The organism is Sinorhizobium numidicum, assembly GCF_029892045.1.
Lineage (GTDB): Bacteria > Pseudomonadota > Alphaproteobacteria > Rhizobiales > Rhizobiaceae > Sinorhizobium > Sinorhizobium numidicum.
On the sequence record NZ_CP120368.1, the window covers coordinates 1,999,669 to 2,020,512 of the forward strand.

At 61.4% G+C, this 20,844-nt stretch carries 17 protein-coding genes; 9 read left to right on the forward strand and 8 right to left on the reverse strand.

All coding sequences use genetic code 11. The features are described 5' to 3' along the window. Positions 1–41: 41 nt before the first annotated feature. The 6 genes from purL to PYH37_RS20845 all read left to right on the forward strand — a co-directional run bounded on the left by purL (position 42) and on the right by PYH37_RS20845 (position 6,442). Complete coding sequence (gene purL / locus PYH37_RS20820; RefSeq protein ID WP_280733296.1) at positions 42–2,273, forward strand: phosphoribosylformylglycinamidine synthase subunit PurL; 2,232 nt, start codon at positions 42–44, stop codon at positions 2,271–2,273. A gap of 126 nt (positions 2,274–2,399) precedes the next feature. After that, entirely contained in the window at positions 2,400–2,633 is a 234-nt protein-coding gene (locus PYH37_RS20825) for a BolA family protein (protein ID WP_057248940.1), read from the forward strand. Between the two features lie 7 nt (positions 2,634–2,640). After that, a complete protein-coding gene (locus PYH37_RS20830) occupies positions 2,641–2,883 on the forward strand; it encodes a hypothetical protein (RefSeq protein ID WP_280733297.1) in 243 nt (80 codons plus the stop codon). 133 nt (positions 2,884–3,016) lie between these two features. Then, positions 3,017–3,352: a Grx4 family monothiol glutaredoxin gene (gene grxD / locus PYH37_RS20835; protein WP_280733298.1), complete on the forward strand. Its 336-nt coding sequence runs from the start codon at positions 3,017–3,019 to the stop codon at positions 3,350–3,352. Positions 3,353–3,818: 466 nt separating this feature from the next. Beyond that, positions 3,819–5,057: a multidrug effflux MFS transporter gene (locus PYH37_RS20840; protein WP_280733299.1), complete on the forward strand. Its 1,239-nt coding sequence runs from the start codon at positions 3,819–3,821 to the stop codon at positions 5,055–5,057. A gap of 95 nt (positions 5,058–5,152) precedes the next feature. Then, positions 5,153–6,442, forward strand: coding sequence for a multidrug effflux MFS transporter (locus PYH37_RS20845; RefSeq protein ID WP_280733300.1), 1,290 nt, complete (start codon positions 5,153–5,155; stop codon positions 6,440–6,442). Between the two features lie 58 nt (positions 6,443–6,500). On the opposite strand, the gene PYH37_RS20850 is transcribed toward PYH37_RS20845, so the two are convergent. From PYH37_RS20850 to PYH37_RS20880, 7 genes are all read right to left on the reverse strand, one after another. Then, the gene (locus tag PYH37_RS20850) at positions 6,501–7,325 is read right to left on the reverse strand and encodes an inositol monophosphatase family protein (protein WP_280733301.1); all 825 of its coding nucleotides are present in this window, start codon (positions 7,323–7,325) and stop codon (positions 6,501–6,503) included. Continuing rightward, positions 7,322–8,206 carry a tRNA 2-thiocytidine(32) synthetase TtcA gene (gene ttcA, locus PYH37_RS20855; RefSeq protein WP_280736116.1) on the reverse strand — a complete coding sequence of 295 codons (885 nt, stop codon included), beginning with the start codon at positions 8,204–8,206 and terminating at the stop codon, positions 7,322–7,324. The genes PYH37_RS20850 and ttcA overlap by 4 nt, the downstream gene beginning before the upstream one ends. Positions 8,207–8,317: 111 nt before the next feature. Next, positions 8,318–9,265, reverse strand: a complete 948-nt coding sequence (locus PYH37_RS20860) for a glutaminase (RefSeq protein WP_280733302.1) — start codon at positions 9,263–9,265, stop codon at positions 8,318–8,320. 249 nt (positions 9,266–9,514) lie between these two features. Continuing rightward, the gene (gene rpsD, locus PYH37_RS20865) at positions 9,515–10,132 is read right to left on the reverse strand and encodes a 30S ribosomal protein S4 (protein WP_280733303.1); all 618 of its coding nucleotides are present in this window, start codon (positions 10,130–10,132) and stop codon (positions 9,515–9,517) included. A gap of 248 nt (positions 10,133–10,380) precedes the next feature. Beyond that, positions 10,381–11,895 carry a helicase HerA domain-containing protein gene (locus tag PYH37_RS20870; RefSeq protein WP_280733304.1) on the reverse strand — a complete coding sequence of 505 codons (1,515 nt, stop codon included), beginning with the start codon at positions 11,893–11,895 and terminating at the stop codon, positions 10,381–10,383. Positions 11,896–12,013: 118 nt separating this feature from the next. After that, positions 12,014–12,811 carry a glutamate racemase gene (murI, locus tag PYH37_RS20875; protein ID WP_280733305.1) on the reverse strand — a complete coding sequence of 266 codons (798 nt, stop codon included), beginning with the start codon at positions 12,809–12,811 and terminating at the stop codon, positions 12,014–12,016. Beyond that, complete coding sequence (locus PYH37_RS20880) at positions 12,798–13,625, reverse strand: RNA methyltransferase (protein ID WP_280733306.1); 828 nt, start codon at positions 13,623–13,625, stop codon at positions 12,798–12,800. The genes murI and PYH37_RS20880 overlap by 14 nt, the downstream gene beginning before the upstream one ends. A gap of 211 nt (positions 13,626–13,836) precedes the next feature. Between PYH37_RS20880 and PYH37_RS20885 the strand changes: the two genes are divergently transcribed. The 3 genes from PYH37_RS20885 to PYH37_RS20895 all read left to right on the forward strand — a co-directional run bounded on the left by PYH37_RS20885 (position 13,837) and on the right by PYH37_RS20895 (position 18,000). Next, positions 13,837–15,051 carry an NADP-dependent isocitrate dehydrogenase gene (locus PYH37_RS20885; protein ID WP_280733307.1) on the forward strand — a complete coding sequence of 405 codons (1,215 nt, stop codon included), beginning with the start codon at positions 13,837–13,839 and terminating at the stop codon, positions 15,049–15,051. A 203-nt stretch (positions 15,052–15,254) separates the two neighbouring features. After that, the gene (locus PYH37_RS20890) at positions 15,255–16,007 is read left to right on the forward strand and encodes an HAD-IIB family hydrolase (protein ID WP_280733308.1); all 753 of its coding nucleotides are present in this window, start codon (positions 15,255–15,257) and stop codon (positions 16,005–16,007) included. 337 nt (positions 16,008–16,344) lie between these two features. Then, positions 16,345–18,000 carry a SulP family inorganic anion transporter gene (locus PYH37_RS20895; RefSeq protein ID WP_280733309.1) on the forward strand — a complete coding sequence of 552 codons (1,656 nt, stop codon included), beginning with the start codon at positions 16,345–16,347 and terminating at the stop codon, positions 17,998–18,000. A gap of 143 nt (positions 18,001–18,143) precedes the next feature. Here the strand turns inward: PYH37_RS20895 and alaS are convergent, their stop codons facing one another. After that, the gene (alaS, locus tag PYH37_RS20900) at positions 18,144–20,807 is read right to left on the reverse strand and encodes an alanine--tRNA ligase (RefSeq protein ID WP_280733310.1); all 2,664 of its coding nucleotides are present in this window, start codon (positions 20,805–20,807) and stop codon (positions 18,144–18,146) included. Positions 20,808–20,844: the final 37 nt, after the last annotated feature.

Genomic DNA, 20,844 nt, shown 5'->3' on the forward strand with positions numbered 1-20,844 from the left:
ATGGAGGATTTGCGCGCCGCCCGAAGGATTGACGGTCGACGATGACGATTTCCAACACCCGCCCCATCACCCCGGACCTCATCGCCTCGCACGGGCTGAAACCCGACGAATACGAGCGGATCCTGAGCCTGATCGGGCGCGAGCCGACCTTCACCGAGCTCGGCATTTTCTCGGCAATGTGGAATGAGCATTGTTCCTATAAATCCTCGAAGAAGTGGCTGCGGACGCTTCCGACCAAGGGACCGCGCGTCATCCAAGGTCCGGGTGAGAATGCCGGTGTCGTCGATATCGACGACGGCGACTGCGTCGTCTTTAAGATGGAGAGCCACAACCATCCATCCTATATCGAGCCCTATCAGGGCGCGGCGACAGGCGTCGGCGGCATCCTGCGCGACGTCTTCACCATGGGCGCACGTCCGATCGCCGCGATGAACGCGCTTCGCTTCGGCTCTCCCGACCATCCGAAGACCCGACACCTCGTCTCCGGCGTCGTTGCCGGCGTCGGCGGCTATGGTAATTCCTTCGGCGTTCCGACCGTCGGCGGCGAAGTCGAGTTCGACGCACGCTACAACGGCAACATCCTGGTCAATGCTTTTGCGGCGGGCTTGGCGAAGAGCGATTCGATCTTCTATTCGAAAGCCGAAGGCGTCGGCCTTCCCGTTGTCTATCTCGGCGCCAAGACCGGCCGCGACGGCGTCGGCGGAGCGACGATGGCATCGGCGGAGTTCGACGAGTCGATCGAGGAGAAGCGCCCGACCGTGCAGGTCGGCGATCCTTTCACGGAAAAATGCCTGCTCGAAGCCTGCCTGGAACTGATGGAGACGGGCGCCGTCATCGCGATCCAGGACATGGGCGCTGCCGGTCTCACCTGCTCCGCCGTCGAGATGGGCGCTAAGGGCGATCTCGGCATCGAGCTTGATCTAGACAAGGTGCCGGTCCGTGAAGAGCGCATGACGGCCTACGAGATGATGCTCTCGGAGAGCCAGGAGCGCATGCTGATGGTGCTCCGCCCGGAAAAGGAAGAGGAAGCCAAGGCGATCTTCGTCAAGTGGGGTCTCGATTTCGCGATCGTCGGCAAGACCACGGATGATCTGCGCTTCCGCATTCTGCACCAGGGCGAAGAGGTGGCTAACCTGCCGATCAAGGAACTTGGCGACGAGGCTCCGGAATATGACCGCCCGTGGACACCGGCAACGACGCCCTCGCCGCTCGCCACCAATGACATTCCCCGGGCCGACGTTGCCGACGCGCTCCTCAAGCTGGTCGGTTCGCCCAACAACTCCTCGCGCCGCTGGGTGTATGAGCAATATGACACGCTGATCCAGGGCAATTCGCTGCAATTGCCGGGGGGCGATGCCGGCGTCGTTCGCGTCGAAGGTCATGGGACCAAGGCGCTGGCCTTCTCCTCGGACGTTACTCCGCGCTATGTCGAGGCCGACCCCTTCGAAGGCGGCAAGCAGGCCGTTGCCGAATGCTGGCGCAACCTCACCGCGACTGGGGCGCTGCCGCTGGCGGCGACCGACAATCTGAACTTCGGCAATCCCGAACGCCCGGAGATCATGAGCCAACTCGTTCACGCGATCAAAGGCATCGGCGAAGCCTGCCGTGCGCTCGAGTTCCCGATCGTTTCCGGCAACGTGTCGCTCTACAACGAGACGAACGGCCAAGCGATCCTGCCGACACCGACAATCGGTGGCGTCGGCCTCATCAAGGACTGGTCGAAGATGGCGCGTGTCCGCTTCGCCGCCGCCGATGAGGCGATCCTGCTTGCAGGAGCGCCGGAAAGCTGGGGCACCCACATCGGCCAGTCGGTCTATTTGCGCGACATTCATGGCCGCACCGATGGTCCGGCGCCGCATGTGAATCTCGCGCATGAACGCAAGGTCGGCGATTTCGTCCGTGGCTTGATCGAGGACGGCCTGGCAACGGCCGTGCATGACTGCTCCTCGGGCGGCCTCGCACTTGCTGTCGCGGAAATGGCGATGGCCTCCGGCATTGGCGCGACGATCGAAGCGCCGGTAGCACATGATCCGATTCCCGTCTTCTACGGCGAGGACCAGGGCCGCTACGTCGTCACGGTAGCCGTCGCCAATGTCGATGCGGTTGCGGCGCGGGCGAAAGCCGCGGGCGTTGCGCTGCCGTTAGTCGGCAAGACGGGCGGCGATGCGGTGAAGCTCGGCGGTGCGAGAGCTGTCGCGATCAACGATCTGCGCTCCGCTCACGAATCCTGGTTCCCCGAATACATGGGCGGCGACCTCGCTCCCGACAATTGAGCCCGATGCGGAGACGAGTTCGGGGCCGATTCACTATTTGCTTTCCGCCCCTGAATCGTGGTTCCCTTAAAACATGAATGGCGTCGGCAATGCTGCCGCCGCAGAATAAAAGGGAGTTGGCATATCATGCCCATGACACCAGGCGACATCGAAGACATGATCAAGGCCGGGATTCCCGGCGCGAAGGTCACGATCCGCGATTTGGCCGGTGACGGCGACCACTATGCCGCCGAAGTCGTGGCCGAAGCGTTTCGTGGCAAGACCCGCGTGCAGCAACACCAGATGGTCTACAACGCATTGAAGGGCAACATGGGCGGCGTGCTTCACGCACTCGCCCTTCAGACCAGCGCGCCGGAGTGAGCCTCACATGGCGGACCTGATCAAGGAGCTCGTCAGCGGCGTCGTTGACAGCGCGCCGAAGGAGATCCTGAGGAAGACCGGCGCGAGGCGAACCGCGACGAGGCGGACGAAGCGCCGGACGAGCAAAGCCACATCGGGCGGCGTTCTCGCGGACATTATCGAAGCCGCGATCCGCAAGCCGGCAAAAAAACAGCTGAGCCGTCGCCGCACGGCTGCAGCCCGGAGCAAGTTACGTCGCCGTTCCTCCTGAGAGTGGTTCGGAAGCCACATCTTGAAGCCCATCAATATTTGTTGCGATTGGGTGGTGAAAATCACGCGCACGCATGCTATCTAAGCGGCAATCGACATCCGGTCCTTGAAGCCGGCGCAGGAAGGAAGACAACATGAGCGGAATTCACGATTTCATTGATAACGAAGTCAAGACGAACGACGTCGTTCTTTTCATGAAGGGCACGCCGCAGTTTCCGCAGTGTGGCTTCTCCGGCCAGGTGGTGCAGATTCTCGACTATATCGGCGTCGACTACAAAGGCATCAACGTGCTGGCCGATGCGGATCTTCGTCAGGGCATCAAGGACTACTCCAATTGGCCGACAATTCCGCAGCTTTACGTGAAGGGCGAATTCGTCGGCGGCTGTGACATCGTGCGGGAAATGTTCCAGGCCGGCGAATTGCAGTCGCACCTGCAGGAGCAGGGCGTTTCCGTGAAGGGCGCCGCCTGACGCCTCTCCATCGGTCTCTTTCGCGACCATCGGAAAAGGCGGGCTGACCGCCTTTTTTTGATTCTGGACATATATCCTGGCTATCTAAATTTCGATGCGCTCCATCAGCGGTGCGAGATTTTCGGCCGGTCGTGAAGCGTTCTGATAGCTCGGCCTAAGCGGATCTTGAGTACCCTTTTCCCGGATCGCAGCGGGAAGTGACATCGATTTCGCCCGGCACCTTGCTTGCTGCATTCTCAGCAATTCAAGTGCGCTATAAGCCCGACATGCCGACCGGCAGCGCCAGCCGACTGTCTTCCTCCGATTTCGGACGCGAACGCGGAGCACGATTGGCGCTTGGTTGCTTGAGCCCAAAGGCTGCGGTTCCGCAGTAAATTTTAAAGCGTCAAAGCGACATCCGCGTATCCTTGTACATGCGGACATTTGAAACCGGCTGTAGTGCCTTGCGGTCGGCAGGATATATGAAATGACAAAGCCATTAGATCAAACAGCCGCCTTATCCGGACTGACGAAGGTCCAGTTCATCGCCCTGATGGCGATGCTAATGTCGATCAATGCGATCTCGATCGACATCATGCTGCCGGGACTGCAGGAAATCGGCGCCAGCCTTGGCGTCAGTGACGAAAACGATCGGCAATATGTGATCTCGGCCTATCTTGTCGGGATGGGGTTCGCGCAGCTGTTCTTCGGTCCGCTTTCCGATCGGCTTGGCCGGAAGGCACCCCTAATCGGAGGGCTGACGCTCTACGCGCTCTGCGCTCTGGCGATCGTCTTTGTGCCCACATTCACGATGCTGCTGCTCTTGCGCTTCGTGCAGGGTGTCGGTGCGGCGGCAACCCGGGTCGTCACCGTCTCGGTCGTCCGCGACGTGTATGGCGGACGCCAAATGGCGGAGATCATGTCGCTCGTGATGATGGTGTTCATGATCGTTCCGGTGATCGCGCCGAGCATCGGACAATTGATCATGATTTTTGCCGAATGGCGCATGATCTTCGTCGTCATCGCGCTCTTCGCGCTCGCTATTTCAGTCCCGGTAGCGACACGCCTTCGCGAAACGCTGGCTCCCACCCATCGGCGCGCCTTCACGGCCGCGGTGATTCTCGACGGCTTTCGCGTCGTTCTGACGAACCGGATCGCACTGTTCTACACGCTGGCGACATCGGTTCTCCTCGGCGCGCTTTTCGGCTTCATCAACTCCGCTCAGCAGATCCTCGTCGGCGTCTATGGGCTGGGCATCTGGTTCCCGGTCGTGTTTGCGTCCTTCGCCGGCATGATGGCGGTCGCTTCCTTCACCAATTCGCGCCTGGTGCAGCGGTTCGGAATGCGGGCTCTATCGCATACCGCGCTGCTCGGCTTCACGCTGGCGAGCTTTGTCTGGGTGGCCGTGTCGCTGCTCGGGACATTGCCCCTGCCGCTCTTTGTGATCGTCTACGCCGCTGTGATGTTCCAGTTCGGCCTGATGGCTGCCAATTTCAACGCGATGGCGATGGAGCCGCTGGGGCACGTGGCCGGCACGGCGTCATCCGTGCTCGGCTTCATGCAGACGATCGGCGGCGGCGTTATCGGCGCGTTTATCGGTCAGGCCTTCAACGGCAGCGTGACTCCGCTCGCCATCGGCTCCTTCGCGGTCGGCGTGCTTGCCGTGGTTTTCGTGCTGGTCGCGGAGCGCGGCAGGCTCTTCAGGCCGCACAATCCGGCAGGTTAGTCGGACGCGGGATCTGACACCCGGAGCTATACTTCGCGCCACACCGACTGCGACGTTTTTCGTCCCAAAAAGATGACCATTACGGATATTTGAAAATGACTTCCATAACCGAGAATTCCGCCTCATCGAACGAGGTCTCGGGCGCCGCCCGCATCAGCATGGGCCTCGTCGAGTTCATCGTCACCATCGCCCTCATGACCGCGAGCGTCGCGATCGCGATCGACAGCATGCTGCCGGCTCTTCAGAGCATCGGGCAGTCGTTTGATGTCGCCAATGCCAACGACGCGCAGCTCGTCATCGGCATCTTCCTCCTCGGATTCGGCTTCTCGCAGATTTTCTTCGGCAGCCTCTCCGACGCCTTCGGGCGGCGTATCGTGCTGCTCGGCGGGCTGGCTTTCTTCACCCTCTCGACCTTCGCCGCGTCGCAGGCGACGAGCTTTGAAGCGCTGCTCGTGCTGCGCTTCGTTCAGGGCATTGGGGCGGCGGCCATCCGCATCACGACCATGGCGATCGTTCGCGACTGTTTCGGCGGCCGCGAGATGGCGCGCGTCATGTCCTATGTCATGATCGTCTTCATGATCGTGCCGATCGTCGCTCCGTCCCTCGGCCAGCTCGTGATCGTTTATGCCAACTGGCACTGGATCTTCATTTTGATCGGCGCGATCGGCACAGTCCTATTCCTTTGGGCCTTGACGCGGATGAAGGAGTCGCTGGCGGAGGAGGAACGCCTGCCGCTTTCGGTAGGCGCCGTCCTTTCTGGCTTCCGTACGGTTCTGACGAACCGCATCACCTGTGGCTATATGATCGGGCTTACGCTCTTCTCTGCCGTCATCTGCGCCTATATCGTCAGCGTTCAGCAGATCTTCGGCGAGATCTACGGCCTTGGCGACTGGCTGCCGATCGCTTTTGCGGGAACGGCGGGCGGCATTGCGGTCGCCAATTTCGCCAACGGCTTCTTTGTCCGCAGCTTCGGCATGCGCCGCATATCGCATGCGGCAATGATCGTCTTCACCCTGCTTGCAGCTGTCGGCTACGCCATGTCGCTTGTCGGCACGCCGGCCTTCGCCGTCAGCTATCTCCTGTTCTCGGCCCTGCTGATGCTCTTCGCTCTCATTGCCACCAACTTCACCGCGATCAGCCTAGAGCCGATGGGACATCTTGCCGGAACGGCAACCGCGATCACCGGCTTCGTTTCGACAACCGGCGGCACGCTCCTCGGCGCTGCGGTCGGCCAGCTCTTCAACGGTACGCTGCAGCCCTTGTTCGGTGGCTTCGCCCTCTTCGGTTTGTTCACCATCCTCGCAACGTTGTGGGCGGAGGAGGGAAAGCTCTTCACGCATCCGGGCGACAAGGACGCGGCGCTCGACCCCGGCGGCCACATGTAACGAAAAAGCCCGCTCGGTTAGCCGAGCGGGCTTCCCCTTTTATATGTTTTCCGCACGATCAGACGATAAACACCTCGCGCCGTAGCGCATCCCAGCTTTCCTTGTCCGTGGCGAGAAGCAGGCCGCCATTAATGTGTGCCGGCAGATAGCGCGAACCGTCGAAGCGCGCCGCATAGGCGCCCGCCTCTTCGGCGATCAGAGTGCCGGCGAGATGATCCCACGGCATCAGCTTCTGATACATCAGGAAGTGCAGGTGGCCGCCCGCAAAGATACGGTATTCATGTGCTGCACAGCGGTAACTGGTCGTCATCCGAACCTTTGCCATGTTGGCCATGACGATCCGGCGGTCGTCCTTCTTGTAGAAACCCGTCGATGCGCCACCCACCATGCTTTCGAGCGGCACACCGGCGGTGACCGCCAGTTTTTCCTGCGAACCATCAGGCCTGCACATCCAGGCGCCAGAGCCTTTCTCCGCGATGACCCAGTCGTTGCCGAGCGGATCGTAGATGATGCCGGCGACCGTCTCGCCCTTGGCAACCACGCTTGCCATCACCCCGAAAAGCGGCAGACCGGCTGCGAAATTGAAGGTCCCGTCGATCGGATCGACGACGATTGCAAGATCGGCACCGTCGAGCTTGTCCAAAAGCGCGGGATCGGCGGCGACAGATTCCTCGCCGATGAAGACGGCGCCCGGCGCGATTGCATCGATCTTCGATTTGATCAGCCTTTCGGCTGCCTCATCGCCTTCGGTGACGAGGTCGATCGCCTCCGATTTCATCCGCACATCACCCGATCCGAGATTACGGAACCGCGGCAGGATTTCCTTGACCGCCGCCTCCTGCAGAAGATTGGCAAGCGCGGCGATATCGACGGATTGGCTCATTCTTTGGGCTCCGGAGAGAGGGATAGGAAATCGAAAAGCTTCGGATCGAGCAGGTGCGACGGATTTACATGCCCGAGCGCGCGCAGCATCGTGTCCTTGCGGCCCGGCATGCGACGCTCGATATCGGCGAGCATCGCCTTCATCGCATTGCGCTCGAGACCGTCCTGCGAGCCGCAGAGGTCGCAAGGGATGATCGGAAACTCCATTGCCGCCGCGAACTTGGCGAGATCGTCTTCAGCCGCATAGGCAAGCGGCCTCAGCACCATGAGGTCGCCTTCGTCGTTGAGAAGCTTCGCCGGCATCGATGCAAGCCGCCCGCCATGGAAGAAATTCATGAAGAAGGTTTCGAGAATGTCCTCGCGATGATGTCCCAGCACCAGTGCGTCGCAGCCCTCCTCCCGCGCGACGCGGTAGAGATTGCCGCGGCGGAGCCGCGAACAGAGCGAGCAATAAGTAGCGCCTGTCGGCACCTTTTCCTTCACGATCGAATAGGTGTCGCGATATTCGATCCGATGCTTGACGCCGATAGAGGAAAGGTATTCCGGCAATATGTGTTTCGGGAAATTCGGCTGGCCCTGATCGAGATTGCAGGCGATGAGTTCGACCGGAAGAAGACCGCGCCATTGCAGGTCCATCAAGAGCGCCAGCAGGCTGTAACTGTCCTTGCCGCCGGAGACACCCACCAGCCAGCGCTTCGACTCCTTCAGCATACCGAAATCTTCGATCGCCTGTCGTACCTGCCGCAGCAAGCGCTTCCGGAGTTTGTTGAAGGAGACGGAGGACGGCATCCGCGCAAAGAGCGGATGAGTATCGGCGCTGGCGTCCTCGTCATCGACGGCGGTGTTCGCCGTGTCGTGCCGGGGCGATTGGGAGAGTTCCATGGCGGCGGTCTCGAAATAGCAGGCGGAAAAGGAAACACCCGAAAAAGCCTGAATCAGCACTTGCCCCGTCCGGTCCCGAAGATCAAGGGAAAACGGGTTTTGACCAGATTGTCAGGGGCCGAAAACCGACCAACCGGTACGGGCGGCCAGCATTTCGAGCGCCAGCGATCCGAGCAGCGAGTTGCCGTTCTCGTTGAGCCCCGGAGACCAGACCGCGACGGAAGCTTTTCCCGGCGCGACCGCCAGGATGCCTCCACCGACGCCGCTCTTGCCGGGCAGGCCGACGCGATAGGCGAAATCACCTGAGCCGTCATAGTGGCCGCAGGTAAGCATCAGCGCATTGATGCGCCGCGCTCGCTGACGCGAGACAACGGAGTGTCCAGTCAGCGGATTTGTGCCGCCGGCGGCGAGAAACAATCCGGATTTGGCAAGCTGGCTGCAGGTCATCGCCAGCGCGCAATGGTGGAAATAGACACCAAGCACGTGCTCAACCGGATGATCGAGCTTGCCGAACGACCGCATGAAACTGGCAAGCGCGAAATTTCGGTAGCCGGTTGCAGTCTCCGAGCGCGCGACTTCGTGGTCGATGACGATATTGTCGTCATCCGCGAGATAGCGGACGAACTGCACGATTTCGCCGATCAGTTCCTTCGGCGTATGGCCTGCGAGGATGAGGTCGCTGATCGTGATCGCCCCGGCATTGATGAAGGGGTTCCGCGGCTTGCCACCTTCATGTTCGAGCTGAACGATCGAATTGAAGGCGGAGCCCGACGGCTCGCGCCCTACCCGATGCCAGATGTTCTCGCCGTGCTTGCCGAGCGCCAACGTCAGTGTGAAAACCTTGGAAATGCTCTGAATCGAAAATGGAACCTCCGCATCGCCGACGCGATGCACCTGACCACCGGTTGTGACGATCGCCATGCCGAACCGGCCCGCATCGACGCGGGCGAGCTGTGGGATGTAGTCGGCAACTTTGCCTTCGCCGAGGCGCGGCGTCAGCTCGCGATAGATGTCGTCGAGGATCAATTGCAGATCCTGTTGCGCATTCTGCTCCGGCATACGGCACTCCTCGATCCTACAGCGCCGCGCGTTTTATCAGACGCGCAAAAATCGCTGTAGCGCTTTGAATTGCTGCATAATTCCTTAGATCGAAATCGATCTAGGGAATTATCCGATAGAGCGGGATGGGAAAGTGCGTGCGGTTGTCCGCCCCGCATTCCGCTCTGACTTATTTGTCCGGCATTTCCGTATAAAAAAACCGCCCGTCTCCGGGCGGTTTCGAAAGCTTTACAAGGCCAAGGCCCCGGATTAGCGCGAATAGAATTCGACGACCAGGTGCGGTTCCATGACGACCGCGTACGGAACGTCGGAGAGAACCGGAACACGGACATAGGTCGCAATCATCTTGTTGTGATCGGCTTCGATGTAGTCCGGAACGTCGCGCTCAGCGAGCTGTATCGATTCGAGAACCGAAACGAGCTGCTTGGACTTTTCCTTGACTTCGATGACGTCGCCCGGCTTGCAGCGGTACGAACCAATGTTGACGCGAACGCCGTTGACCTTCACGTGGCCATGGTTGACGAACTGGCGAGCGGCAAAGACCGTCGGAACGAACTTGGCGCGGTAGACGATCGCGTCGAGGCGCGATTCGAGCAGACCGATCAGGTTCTCCGGGGTATCGCCCTTGCGGCGGGAAGCCTCGGCGAAGATCGCACGGAACTGCTTCTCACGGATATCGCCGTAGTAGCCCTTCAGCTTCTGCTTGGCGCGCAACTGCACGCCGAAGTCGGAGAGCTTGGACTTGCGGCGCTGGCCGTGCTGGCCGGGGCCGTATTCACGACGGTTCACCGGGGACTTCGGGCGGCCCCAGATGTTTTCGCCCATGCGGCGGTCAATTTTGTACTTGGACGATTCGCGTTTGCTCATCGCATTTCCTTTCAAACAGTTACACCGGTTTGTTGCCAAACCGGATCAAGGAAACACGCCCTCCTCTGAACCCCATTTTGGGAGTTCTGACAGGCCTCTCACGATCACGCTGCCGGAGAAACCACGGGACATGTCAAATGAAACACCGGGCATTTCCGCCCGGCGTTGGGCGGGTCTTTACGCACTGACCACTGAATTGTCAACGGAATATGACGGAAACACAGCGATTTCCCACACTCTCCGCCACCTCACTCGGCGGCCGCGCGTTCGGAGCTGCCGATATCCGGTCCGTTCGCATCCCCAGGCGCGGTCTCTTTGCCAAGATCGGGAAAAGCGACGATGCGCTTACCGGAGAAATCCGCATGCACGACGATCAGGCCGTGCTCCTCGAAATAGCCGAGCAGCCGGCGCGCGCGGCGTGCGGAATGCGTCCCGTAGGCGCGGGCGATCATCGCGTCCGACGGGCATGGTAGACCACGTAGAGCCGCCTGCGCCATCATCAGGAAGACGCCTTGCAGATCCTCTGTCACACGGTCAGCGAGCCGCAGCGCCGATTCCCAGCTCTCGGTCACCGCCGTCCCTGAGTCGACCCCCGACCGGGCAACGGCCATCTTGCGGCGGAAGGCGCTCAAGGAGAGCGCCGGCCCCGGCACGCGACGGATGCGGCAGCGGACCAGAAAATCCTGAAAGAGCTCCGCGTCTGGCCGGAAAGCGGCTTCCGGATTGGCCAATATCTCTGCGAACAAACTATCGAGCAGCGCTTCGCGCTCTTCCGTCGACATTTCCGGCTGAACGGGCCTGCTCTCCACCGGGGCCAATGGCTCCGGACGCGGTCGTGACAATTCAGCGAGAATATCGGTCGTCGGGCGCGGCGGTGGGGCGGGGCGACGCATGACCGGGCGCGTCAACTCTTCGGGATCGGGGGTGAAGATAAGGTCCTCGACATCCTGCGGTGCCTCCGGTAGCGGCATCAGCTTCGGACTGGTCGACCGCGCCGAGGTTTCGACCGTTCCGATCGTCACCTTCAGCGGCCGGCGCGAAAGCGCCGGGCCAAGCGCCACGAAGGATCCGCGCTTCAGATCGCGAAACATCTCGGCAGTGCGGCGATCCATGCCCAGCAGGTCGGCGGCGCGCGCCATGTCGATATCGAGGAAGGTCCGCCCCATCAGAAAGTTCGAGGCTTCGGCGGCGACGTTCTTCGCGAGCTTTGCCAGCCGCTGCGTCGCGATGACGCCGGCGAGACCTCTCTTGCGGCCGCGGCACATCAGATTGGTCATGGCGCCAAGCGAAACCTTGCGGGTTTCCTCCGAGACGTCGCCGCCGACTGACGGCGCGAACATCTGCGCCTCGTCGACCACGACAAGGACCGGATACCAATATTCCCGATCCGCATCGAACATTGCATTCAAAAACACGCCGGCGCTGCGCATCTGCTGTTCGATATCCAGGCCTTCCAACGACAGCACGCAGGAGACACGGTGCTGGCGGATGCGCGTAGCGATGCCGATCAGTTCCGCATCCGTGCGCTCGCCTTCGACCACCACGTGACCGAACTTGTCTGCGAGCGTGACGAAATCACCTTCCGGATCGATGATACACTGCTGCACCCATGGGGCCGACTGCTCGAGCAAACGGCGCAGAAGATGCGACTTGCCGGAGCCCGAATTGCCCTGCACCAGAAGACGCGTCGCCAGCAACTCCTCGATATCGAGCGAGGCCGAGATCCCTTCGGACGTCGTTCCCATGTCGATGCCGACTTTCATTCCTACCTCACCTGAGCGCATATCAATCCAGCGGGAACCGCCGCGAGCTTCGACGTCTAGCACCCTTCCCGGGGCTTTGCGCGGCGCAACGAACGAAACCCACAGCTTAAGAGTTTGTTTATCTTACTGTCAGGCCAAAGCCCTGCATCAGCCGGCGCGTGGCGAAGTCGGGCTTGCAGGACGTGAAGATCGCCGGGTCAAAACCATTGAGCGGCTCGAATCCGTTCGGCAGCGGCACCAAGGAGCGCGCACGCCTGGCGATTGCCTCGGCCGGGTCGAGCCAGTCGACCGGCCATGGTGCAAGCCTTCGAAAGACATTCGCCATAAAGGGATAGTGAGTGCAGGCGAGGACGACGATATCGGTCTTCTTCCCGTCCATCTCGATGAAGCAGGGCGCGATCTCTGCAAGCACCGCATCGTCATCCAGCCTTTCACCGCGAATATAGGCTTCCGCCATCCGCGCCAGGTTTTCCGAGCCGACCAACCGCACATGGCATTGCGAGGCGAAGGACTGGATGAGATCGCGCGTATAGGCGCGTTTCACCGTGCCGGGCGTCGCCAGAACCGATACCAGCCCGGAGCGCGTGCGCTCGGCCGCCGGTTTGATCGCTGGCACCGTGCCGACGAAAGTCATCTGCGGGTAGGCGGCACGGAGATCCGCTCCGACGAGTGTGAAGGCGGTGTTGCAGGCGATGACGCAGATTTCCGGATCGTGCTCGGTGAGCAACTCGCCGAAGAGCGCGATCACACGCGCCTTCAAGGCGCCCTCCTCCCAGCCGCCATAGGGAAACGCGGCATCGTCCGCGACATAGATGAAATGCCGCTCCGGCATCAACACGCGCGCTTCCCGTAGCACGGTCAGCCCACCGATCCCGCTATCGAAGACGAGGATGGGCTTCAGATTATTCGTTGTCACCGCCGCGCTGCGCTTTCCTGCTGCGCTCCGGCGCGCCCGAGCCACGCGGGTTTTCGCGTGTGAACCGGTCGAGCGAAGAGATAACGCCGCGCAGCACCTGGATTTCGGATTCGGTAAAGGATGCTCTGGTCAGAACGGCGCGGAGATTTTCGACCAATTTCGGCTTTTTATCGGCCGAGCGAAAATAATTGCGCGCCTCAAGCGCCTCCTCGACATGATCGAACAGGCCCTGCAGGTGCTCCTTCGTGGCGGGCCGTTGTTCGATCGCCTGGAAAGAAGTCTGCTCCTCCGACTCCATGCCGGTCTTCATCCACTCATAAGACATGAGCAAGACCGCCTGTGCGAGGTTGAGCGATGCGAAAGCCGGATTGACCGGGAATGTGACGATCTCGTCCGCGAGCGCCACCTCCTCATTGGTCAATCCGGTCCTCTCGCGGCCGAACATGATGCCGACCGCCTGCCCGCTCTCGAACCGCTGGCGCAGCGTACGGGCCGCGACGATGGGCGAGCGCACCGGCTTGTAGCCGTCGCGGTCGCGTGCCGTGGTCGCATAGACGAAGTTGAGGTCGGCGATCGCTTCTTCGAGCGAGCCATAGAGCTTGGCGCCGTCGATCACATGATCGGCGCGGCTTGCGGCGGAACGGGCCTTTTCACTCGGCCAGCCGTCGCGTGGGTTGACGAGGCGCAGTTCCGACAGCCCGAAATTTGCCATGGCGCGCGCCACCATGCCGATGTTCTCGCCGAGCTGCGGATAAACGAGGATGATCGCCGGACCTTCCGTCAAGAGTTCGCGCTCGCTATTGGTGCCTGCCATTGCCTTGCCTTCGCCTTCTGTTCGGCGTTTCCCTCGCATAAATGGCTGCGAAATTAAAGCCTGCTATGCCGCCGGGTCACCCGGTCCTTGTTGACCCAAAGTTTCGGCCAAGCATGCTTTGCCTTGCCGGTTCACAATGCTATAGGGCTCTGGATTTCTCCCACCGGAGGGACATCGCATTTTGGTGTCCCACAAAAGACGAGGCATATTCATGATAAAGATCAAGGTCGCCAATCCGGTCGTCGAACTCGACGGCGACGAGATGACCCGCATCATCTGGCAGTTCATCAAGGACAAGCTGATCCATCCTTATCTCGACCTCGATCTGGAATATTACGATCTCAGCGTCGAGAACCGCGACGTCACCGAAGACCAGGTGACGGTCGACGCAGCAAACGCCATCAAGAAGCATGGCGTCGGCGTCAAGTGCGCGACGATCACACCGGACGAGGCCCGCGTCGAGGAATTCAAGCTGAAGAAGATGTGGAAATCGCCAAATGGCACCATCCGCAACATTCTCGGCGGCGTCATCTTCCGCGAGCCGATCATCTGCAAGAACGTGCCGCGCCTCGTTCCTGGCTGGACGAAGCCGATCATCGTCGGCCGCCACGCCTTCGGCGACCAGTACCGCGCAACGGATTTCAAGTTCCCGGGTAAGGGCAAGCTTTCGATCAAGTTCGTCGGCGACGACGGACAGACGATCGAGCACGACGTCTATGACGCGCCCGGCGCCGGCGTGGCGATGGCCATGTACAACCTCGACGAATCGATCACAGAATTCGCCCGCGCCTCGTTCAATTACGGCCTGCAGCGCAAGGTGCCGGTCTATCTGTCGACCAAGAACACCATCCTCAAGGCCTATGACGGCCGCTTCAAGGACATCTTCCAGAAGGTGTTCGAGGAGGAGTTCGCCGACCAGTTCAAGGCGGAAAAGCTCTGGTACGAACACCGCCTGATCGACGACATGGTCGCCTCGGCGCTCAAATGGTCCGGCGGCTACGTCTGGGCCTGCAAGAACTACGACGGCGACGTCCAGTCCGACATCGTCGCCCAGGGCTTCGGCTCGCTTGGCCTGATGACCTCGGTGCTGATGACGCCGGACGGCAAGACCGTCGAGGCCGAAGCTGCCCACGGTACCGTCACCCGCCACTATCGCCAGCACCAGAAGGGCGAAGAAACCTCGACCAACTCGATCGCCTCGATCTTCGCCTGGACCCGTGGCCTCGCCCACCGCGCCAAGCTCGACGGCAATGCCGAACTCGCGAAATTCTCCGAGACGCTTGAGCGCGTCTGCGTCGAGACGGTAGAATCCGGCTTCATGACCAAGGATCTGGCGCTCCTGATCGGCCCGGACCAACCGTGGCTCTCGACCACCGGTTTCCTCGACAAGATCGACGAAAACCTCAAAAAGGCGATGGCGGCTTAAACCGCCACTCTAAACGCCACTATGTCAGAAACCCGGCCTCGCGCCGGGTTTCTGACATTCCGACCTGCCTGAGTAGGTGTCGAACCTTCCGCGGGAATCCGCCCTGCCGCCGCCCCAACAAGATGGAACATGCGCAGGCTTGGCCCGTTTCATTGCAATCGGCCAAGGATAGACCGATCCGTTCGAGGCAGGGCGATGCAGCCATGGAAGAGTGGCGATTGAAGCCGGTGAGGCTGCTGGCATCGGATATTGACGGGACTCTGCTCGGCGATGATGCCGGCGCAGCACGCTTTCGTTCCGCCTGGCAGGCGCTCGATGCAGCCAGGCGACCGCTTCTCGTCTATAACAGCGGTCGAATGATAGACGATATCCTATCGCTGGTGGATTCCAGGCAGTTGCCGCCTCCGGACTACGTGATCGGCGCCGTCGGTACGATGATCGCCGACGGACGGCTGCGGGAGCGTTTGGAAAAGTTCACGATGGAGCTCGGCCCGCCCTTCGACGCGGCTATCGTCAGCACGATCATGATGACCATCGAGGGCGCTCTACCCCAAGCTGCCGTGGACCATCCGCACAAGGTGAGCTGGCATCTCCCGGACGCTGCAGAGGAGCGGCTACGCGATATTGCCGAACGGCTGGCAGGCGGCGGTCTGGATGTGAAGCTGATCTACTCCTGCAGCCGCGATCTCGACATACTGCCGCGTGCCGGTGGCAAGGGCAGCGCACTTGCCTGGATTTGCCGCGAGCTTGCGGTGAATCTGGAAGAAGTGGTCGTCGCCGGCGACACCGGCAACGACCGGGAGATGTTCGACATGCCGCATGTGCGCGGTGTCGTCGTCGCCAATGCTCTTCCCGAGCTACGCCAGGTGGTCGCGAAAGAGCGCAGGCACTTTCTTGCGCGTTGCTCCTACGCCGATGGCGTGCTTGAAGGCCTGCGGCACTGGTGCGCCATATAGTAGAGCGGGATCGCAGCAAGACCGCGTGCACTGAGGCCGAGCGCGACGAAATCATTTCCGTCAGCAAATCCGTCGGGGCGACCTCACCTGGGTTGCCGAGGTATTTCTCGAACATAACGTTGTCGCGAATTTCATGGCCCACTGCGGCAACCAGATTGCATAGAACCAATGATAGGCCTTCGGCATATCGGCCGCCTACACACACCACAGATGATTTGAGAAATCCTGCTGAACTCACGCCTTCGCCCGCATCGCTTGTTCGGCGCTGCGACTCAGTTAGGCTAAGCATGCCCGGCGTTCGATCCCGCAACGTGACGGCATTCGGAAACTCTCGTCGATGCCCGATTCTCTTGTTCCAAAAACAGTCAGCGTCTTTGCCGAGGGGTATGACCTCACCCGCCTGAAGGCGGATGCCTTAGCCGGATTGACCGTTGCCATCGTCGCCCTGCCGCTTTCCATGGCGATCGCTATCGCCTCCGGTGTTACGCCGGATCGCGGCCTCTATACCGCGATTGTCGGCGGCTTTCTCGTCTCGCTCCTTGGCGGCAGCCGCGTGCAAATCGGCGGCCCGGCGGGAGCTTTCATCGTGCTCGTGGCCGCAACCGGCGCCCGGCATGGCCTCGACGGTCTGCTGCTCGCGACCGCCATGAGTGGCGTCATGCTCATCGCCGCCGGTTATCTGCGGCTCGGCAATTACATCAAATTCATCCCGTATCCGGTGACCGTGGGCTTCACGGCCGGGATCGCCGTAATCATCTTCGCCAGCCAGTTGCGCGACCTTTTCGGTCTAACGCTTGCAGGCAGCGAGCCGGGCCCGATCGTCGAAAAGATCCTCGTGCTCGGCAGCGCGGCAGGTACAGTCAACTGGGCGGCAGTGCTGACAGCAGCGCTGACGATCGGCATCATCCTGGCGCTTCGGCGACTGCGGCCGCACTGGCCCGGCATGCTGATCGCGGTCGCTGCCGCATCCGCTTGCGTCGCCTTCCTGCAACTGCCCACCGAAACGATCGGCACCCGCTTCGGCGGCATCCCGCGCGGCCTGCCGCTTCCGGCCCTGCCGCCGCTCTCCTTCGAAAAAGCGGCTGCGGTCTTTCCGGACGCGGTATCCTTTACCCTTCTCGGCGCGATCGAGTCGCTGCTCTCGGCCGTTGTCGCCGATGGCATGACTGGCCGCAGGCATCGATCGAGCATTGAACTAATCGCCCAGGGGATTGCCAATTTCTGTTCGGCGCTTTTCGGCGGCATTTGCGTTACGGGCACCATCGCGCGAACTGCGACGAACGTGCGCGCCGGCGGCACAAGCCCGGTCTCCGGCATGCTGCATTCCGCCTTTCTCCTCCTTTTCATGCTGCTCGCGGCCCCTCTTGCAAGCTACATCCCACTCGCCTCGCTTGCAGGCGTCCTTGCCATCGTCGCTTGGAATATGATCGAGAAGCCGGCCTTCACGGCGCTGCTGCGATCGTCCTTTGGCGACGCTGTCGTGCTGCTCGCCACGTTCCTGATCGTCGTTTTCCGGGAACTTACCGAGGGGATAGTCATTGGCTTCGCGCTTGGCGCGGTCCTGTTCATCGATCGCATGGCAAAAAGCATCTCGATCGGGGAAACAAAAGCACTCGTCTCCGCTCGGCAGGAGAATGGGGAGGAGAATCCGGTCGTAGCCGACGATCCCGACACGGTGATCTACCGCATATCCGGCATCTTTTTCTTCGGTTCGGCAGCAACCGTCGGCACGGTCCTCGATCGCATCGCCGACCAACGCCGGAACTTCGTTCTCGACTGCTCCGAGGTGCCATTCATGGACTCAACCGCCGCGAATGTGATCGAGGGCACGCTTCGGAAGGCGGAGCGAACCGGCGTGCGCTTCATCATCACCGGCGCGAGACAGCAGGTCCGCCGCAGCCTCTATCAGCACGACGTGCGTCCGCCGCGCGTCTTGATGCGTCCTTCCGTCAAGGCAGCGCTCGATACCATCCGAAGCGAAAAGAGCACATGAAAAAAGGGCGCCGCGGCGCCCTCTTCTTACAGCGTCGTGCGTCGTTTCAGGCGCACAAGGTCGCTGTAGCACTTTGAATTGCGCATGTTTTTAAATCGGCTCCGAATTAAGAAACATGCAGTAGCCTTCCATGTTCGGCGGCCTCAACCGGCCAGCGCGACCGCAACGGCTTCGATCGCTTCGGCGGCACGTCCGCCGTCCGGGCCACCGGCCTGGGCCATATCCGGACGGCCACCGCCACCCTTGCCGCCGAGTGCGGCGGAGGCAACACGAACGAGATCGACAGCGCTCACCTTCGAGGTGAGATCGTCGGTGACAGCGACGACAGCACTCGCCTTGCCGTCGACGGAAACGCCGACAAAGGCGACGACGCCGGACCCGAGCGTCTTCTTGCCGTCGTCGGCGAGACTCTTCAAGTCCTTCGGTTCGACGCCGGAGACGACCTTGCCGAGGAAGCGGACACCAGCGATCTCGCGGGCAGAATCGCCCGAGCCATTCTGGCCGTCGCCGGCGAGCGCCAGCTTTTTCTTCGCTTCCGTCAGTTCCCGTTCAAGCTTCCGCCGCTCGTCGAGAAGCGCTTCGACCCGTCCGACAACGTCCGTGGGCTGTACCTTCAGCGCGGCCGCGAGCGTCTTCACCCGCTCGTCCTGTTCGTTGAGGTAGGCGCGAGCCGCATCTCCGGTCAGCGCTTCAATACGGCGCACGCCGGCACCGACGGCACTTTCCGAAACAACGCGAACCAAGCCGATGTCACCGGTGGCGGACACATGGGTGCCGCCGCAAAGTTCGACCGAATAGGGCTTTCCGCCCTTCGAGCCGCGAATGCCCTGACCCATCGACACGACGCGCACCTCGTCTCCGTACTTCTCGCCGAAAAGCGCCATCGCGCCTTCAGCAATCGCATCGTCGACGCTCATCAGCCGCGTCGTCACCGGCGTGTTCTGGACGATGATCTCGTTCGCCATCTCCTCGACCGCCTTCAATTCCTGGGCTGTCATCGGCTTCGGATGCGATACGTCAAAGCGCAGCCGATCCGGCGCCACGAGCGAGCCCTTCTGCGACACATGCGTGCCCAGAACCTCGCGCAGCGCCTCATGCAGGAGGTGGGTCGCAGAGTGATTGGAGCGAACGCGGGTGCGCCGTGCATGGTCGACCGTCAGCGCGGCGGCCTCGCCGGTCTTGACGCTGCCTTCCGCAACCACGCAATAGTGAACGAAGAGCCCCTCGCCGCGCTTCTGCGTGTCGGTCACGGTCAACTTGCCGGTCTCGGTGGTAATCACCCCGGTATCGCCCACCTGGCCGCCGGACTCGCCATAGAAAGGTGTCTGGTTCAGGACAACCTGAACGTTGTCGCCGTTATCGGCGGATTCGATCACTGCGCCGTCGCGAACGATCGCCTGGATAACGCCTTCTGCCGTTTCCGTGTCGTAGCCGAGGAATTCCGTTGCGCCGTGCTTCTCCTTGAGCTCGAACCAGATCGTCTCGGTTGCGGCTTCGCCCGAACCGGCCCAGTTGGCGCGGGCCTCAGCCTTCTGTCGCTCCATTGCGGCGGAGAATGCATCCGTATCCACGGTAATGCCCTTGGCGCGAAGCGCGTCCTGCGTCAGGTCGAGCGGGAAACCATAGGTATCGTAGAGCTTGAAGGCGGTCTCGCCATTGAACTGGTCGCCTTCGGAAAGACCGGCGGAGGCTTCCGAAAGCAGGCTCAGGCCGCGCTCCAGCGTTTTGCGGAAGCGGGTCTCTTCGAGCTTCAACGTTTCGGAGATGAGCGCTTCGGCACGAACGAGCTCCGGATAGGCGCGGCCCATCTGACCGACAAGCGCCGGCAAGAGCTTCCACATCAGCGGGTCCTGTGCCCCGAGCAGTTGTGCATGGCGCATGGCGCGGCGCATGATGCGGCGAAGCACGTAGCCGCGGCCTTCATTCGAAGGCAGCACGCCATCGGCAATCAGGAAGGCGGAGGAGCGCAGATGGTCGGCGATAACGCGATGGCTCGCACGGCGGTCGCCCTCGGCCTTGACCCCGGTTGCTTCTTCGGACGCGGCGATCAGGGCGCGGAAGAGGTCGATGTCATAGTTGTCGTGCTGGCCCTGGAGCACGGCCGCGACCCGCTCCAATCCCATGCCGGTATCGATCGACGGACGCGGCAGGTCGACGCGCTCTTCTTTCGTGACCTGCTCGTACTGCATGAAGACCAGGTTCCAGATCTCGATGAAGCGGTCGCCATCCTCGTCTGGGGAGCCGGGCGGTCCGCCCCAAATATGCTCGCCATGGTCGTAGAAGATTTCCGAGCACGGGCCGCAGGGGCCCGTATCGCCCATCGCCCAGAAGTTGTCGCTGGTCGGAATCCGGATGATGCGGTCATCGCTGAGGCCGGCGATCTTCTTCCACAGGCCGAACGCTTCATCATCGGTATGATAGACGGTGACGAGCAGCCGCTTGGCATCGATCCCGTATTCCTTGGTGATCAGGTTCCAGGCAAGCTCGATCGCGCGTTCCTTGAAATAATCGCCAAAGGAGAAGTTGCCGAGCATCTCGAAGAAGGTGTGATGCCGGGCGGTATATCCGACATTGTCGAGGTCGTTGTGCTTGCCGCCGGCGCGGACGCATTTCTGTGCCGTTGCCGCGGTCGAATAAGGGCGCTGCTCCAGGCCGGTGAAGACGTTCTTGAACTGCACCATGCCGGCATTGGTGAACATCAATGTCGGATCGTTGCGCGGCACCAGGGGGCTCGACGGCACGATCTCGTGGCCGTTCTTGCGGAAATAGTCGAGAAACATCGACCGGATTTCATTCACGCCGCTCATCTTACGTCCTATCTCTGCACCAGTCTCAGTCGCGACG

Bases quoted from the DNA above. Each gene is read 5' to 3' on its own strand.
- purL (WP_280733296.1), top strand. From the start codon at position 42: ATGACGATTTCCAACACCCGCCCCATCACCCCGGACCTCATCGCCTCG.
- PYH37_RS20825 (WP_057248940.1), top strand. From the start codon at position 2,400: ATGCCCATGACACCAGGCGACATCGAAGACATGATCAAGGCCGGGATT.
- PYH37_RS20830 (WP_280733297.1), top strand. From the start codon at position 2,641: ATGGCGGACCTGATCAAGGAGCTCGTCAGCGGCGTCGTTGACAGCGCG.
- grxD (WP_280733298.1), top strand. From the start codon at position 3,017: ATGAGCGGAATTCACGATTTCATTGATAACGAAGTCAAGACGAACGAC.
- PYH37_RS20840 (WP_280733299.1), top strand. From the start codon at position 3,819: ATGACAAAGCCATTAGATCAAACAGCCGCCTTATCCGGACTGACGAAG.
- PYH37_RS20845 (WP_280733300.1), top strand. From the start codon at position 5,153: ATGACTTCCATAACCGAGAATTCCGCCTCATCGAACGAGGTCTCGGGC.
- PYH37_RS20850 (WP_280733301.1), bottom strand. From the start codon at position 7,325: ATGAGCCAATCCGTCGATATCGCCGCGCTTGCCAATCTTCTGCAGGAG.
- ttcA (WP_280736116.1), bottom strand. From the start codon at position 8,206: ATGGAACTCTCCCAATCGCCCCGGCACGACACGGCGAACACCGCCGTC.
- PYH37_RS20860 (WP_280733302.1), bottom strand. From the start codon at position 9,265: ATGCCGGAGCAGAATGCGCAACAGGATCTGCAATTGATCCTCGACGAC.
- rpsD (WP_280733303.1), bottom strand. From the start codon at position 10,132: ATGAGCAAACGCGAATCGTCCAAGTACAAAATTGACCGCCGCATGGGC.
- PYH37_RS20870 (WP_280733304.1), bottom strand. From the start codon at position 11,895: ATGAAAGTCGGCATCGACATGGGAACGACGTCCGAAGGGATCTCGGCC.
- PYH37_RS20880 (WP_280733306.1), bottom strand. From the start codon at position 13,625: ATGGCAGGCACCAATAGCGAGCGCGAACTCTTGACGGAAGGTCCGGCG.
- PYH37_RS20885 (WP_280733307.1), top strand. From the start codon at position 13,837: ATGATAAAGATCAAGGTCGCCAATCCGGTCGTCGAACTCGACGGCGAC.
- PYH37_RS20890 (WP_280733308.1), top strand. From the start codon at position 15,255: ATGGAAGAGTGGCGATTGAAGCCGGTGAGGCTGCTGGCATCGGATATT.
- PYH37_RS20895 (WP_280733309.1), top strand. From the start codon at position 16,345: ATGCCCGATTCTCTTGTTCCAAAAACAGTCAGCGTCTTTGCCGAGGGG.
- alaS (WP_280733310.1), bottom strand. From the start codon at position 20,807: ATGAGCGGCGTGAATGAAATCCGGTCGATGTTTCTCGACTATTTCCGC.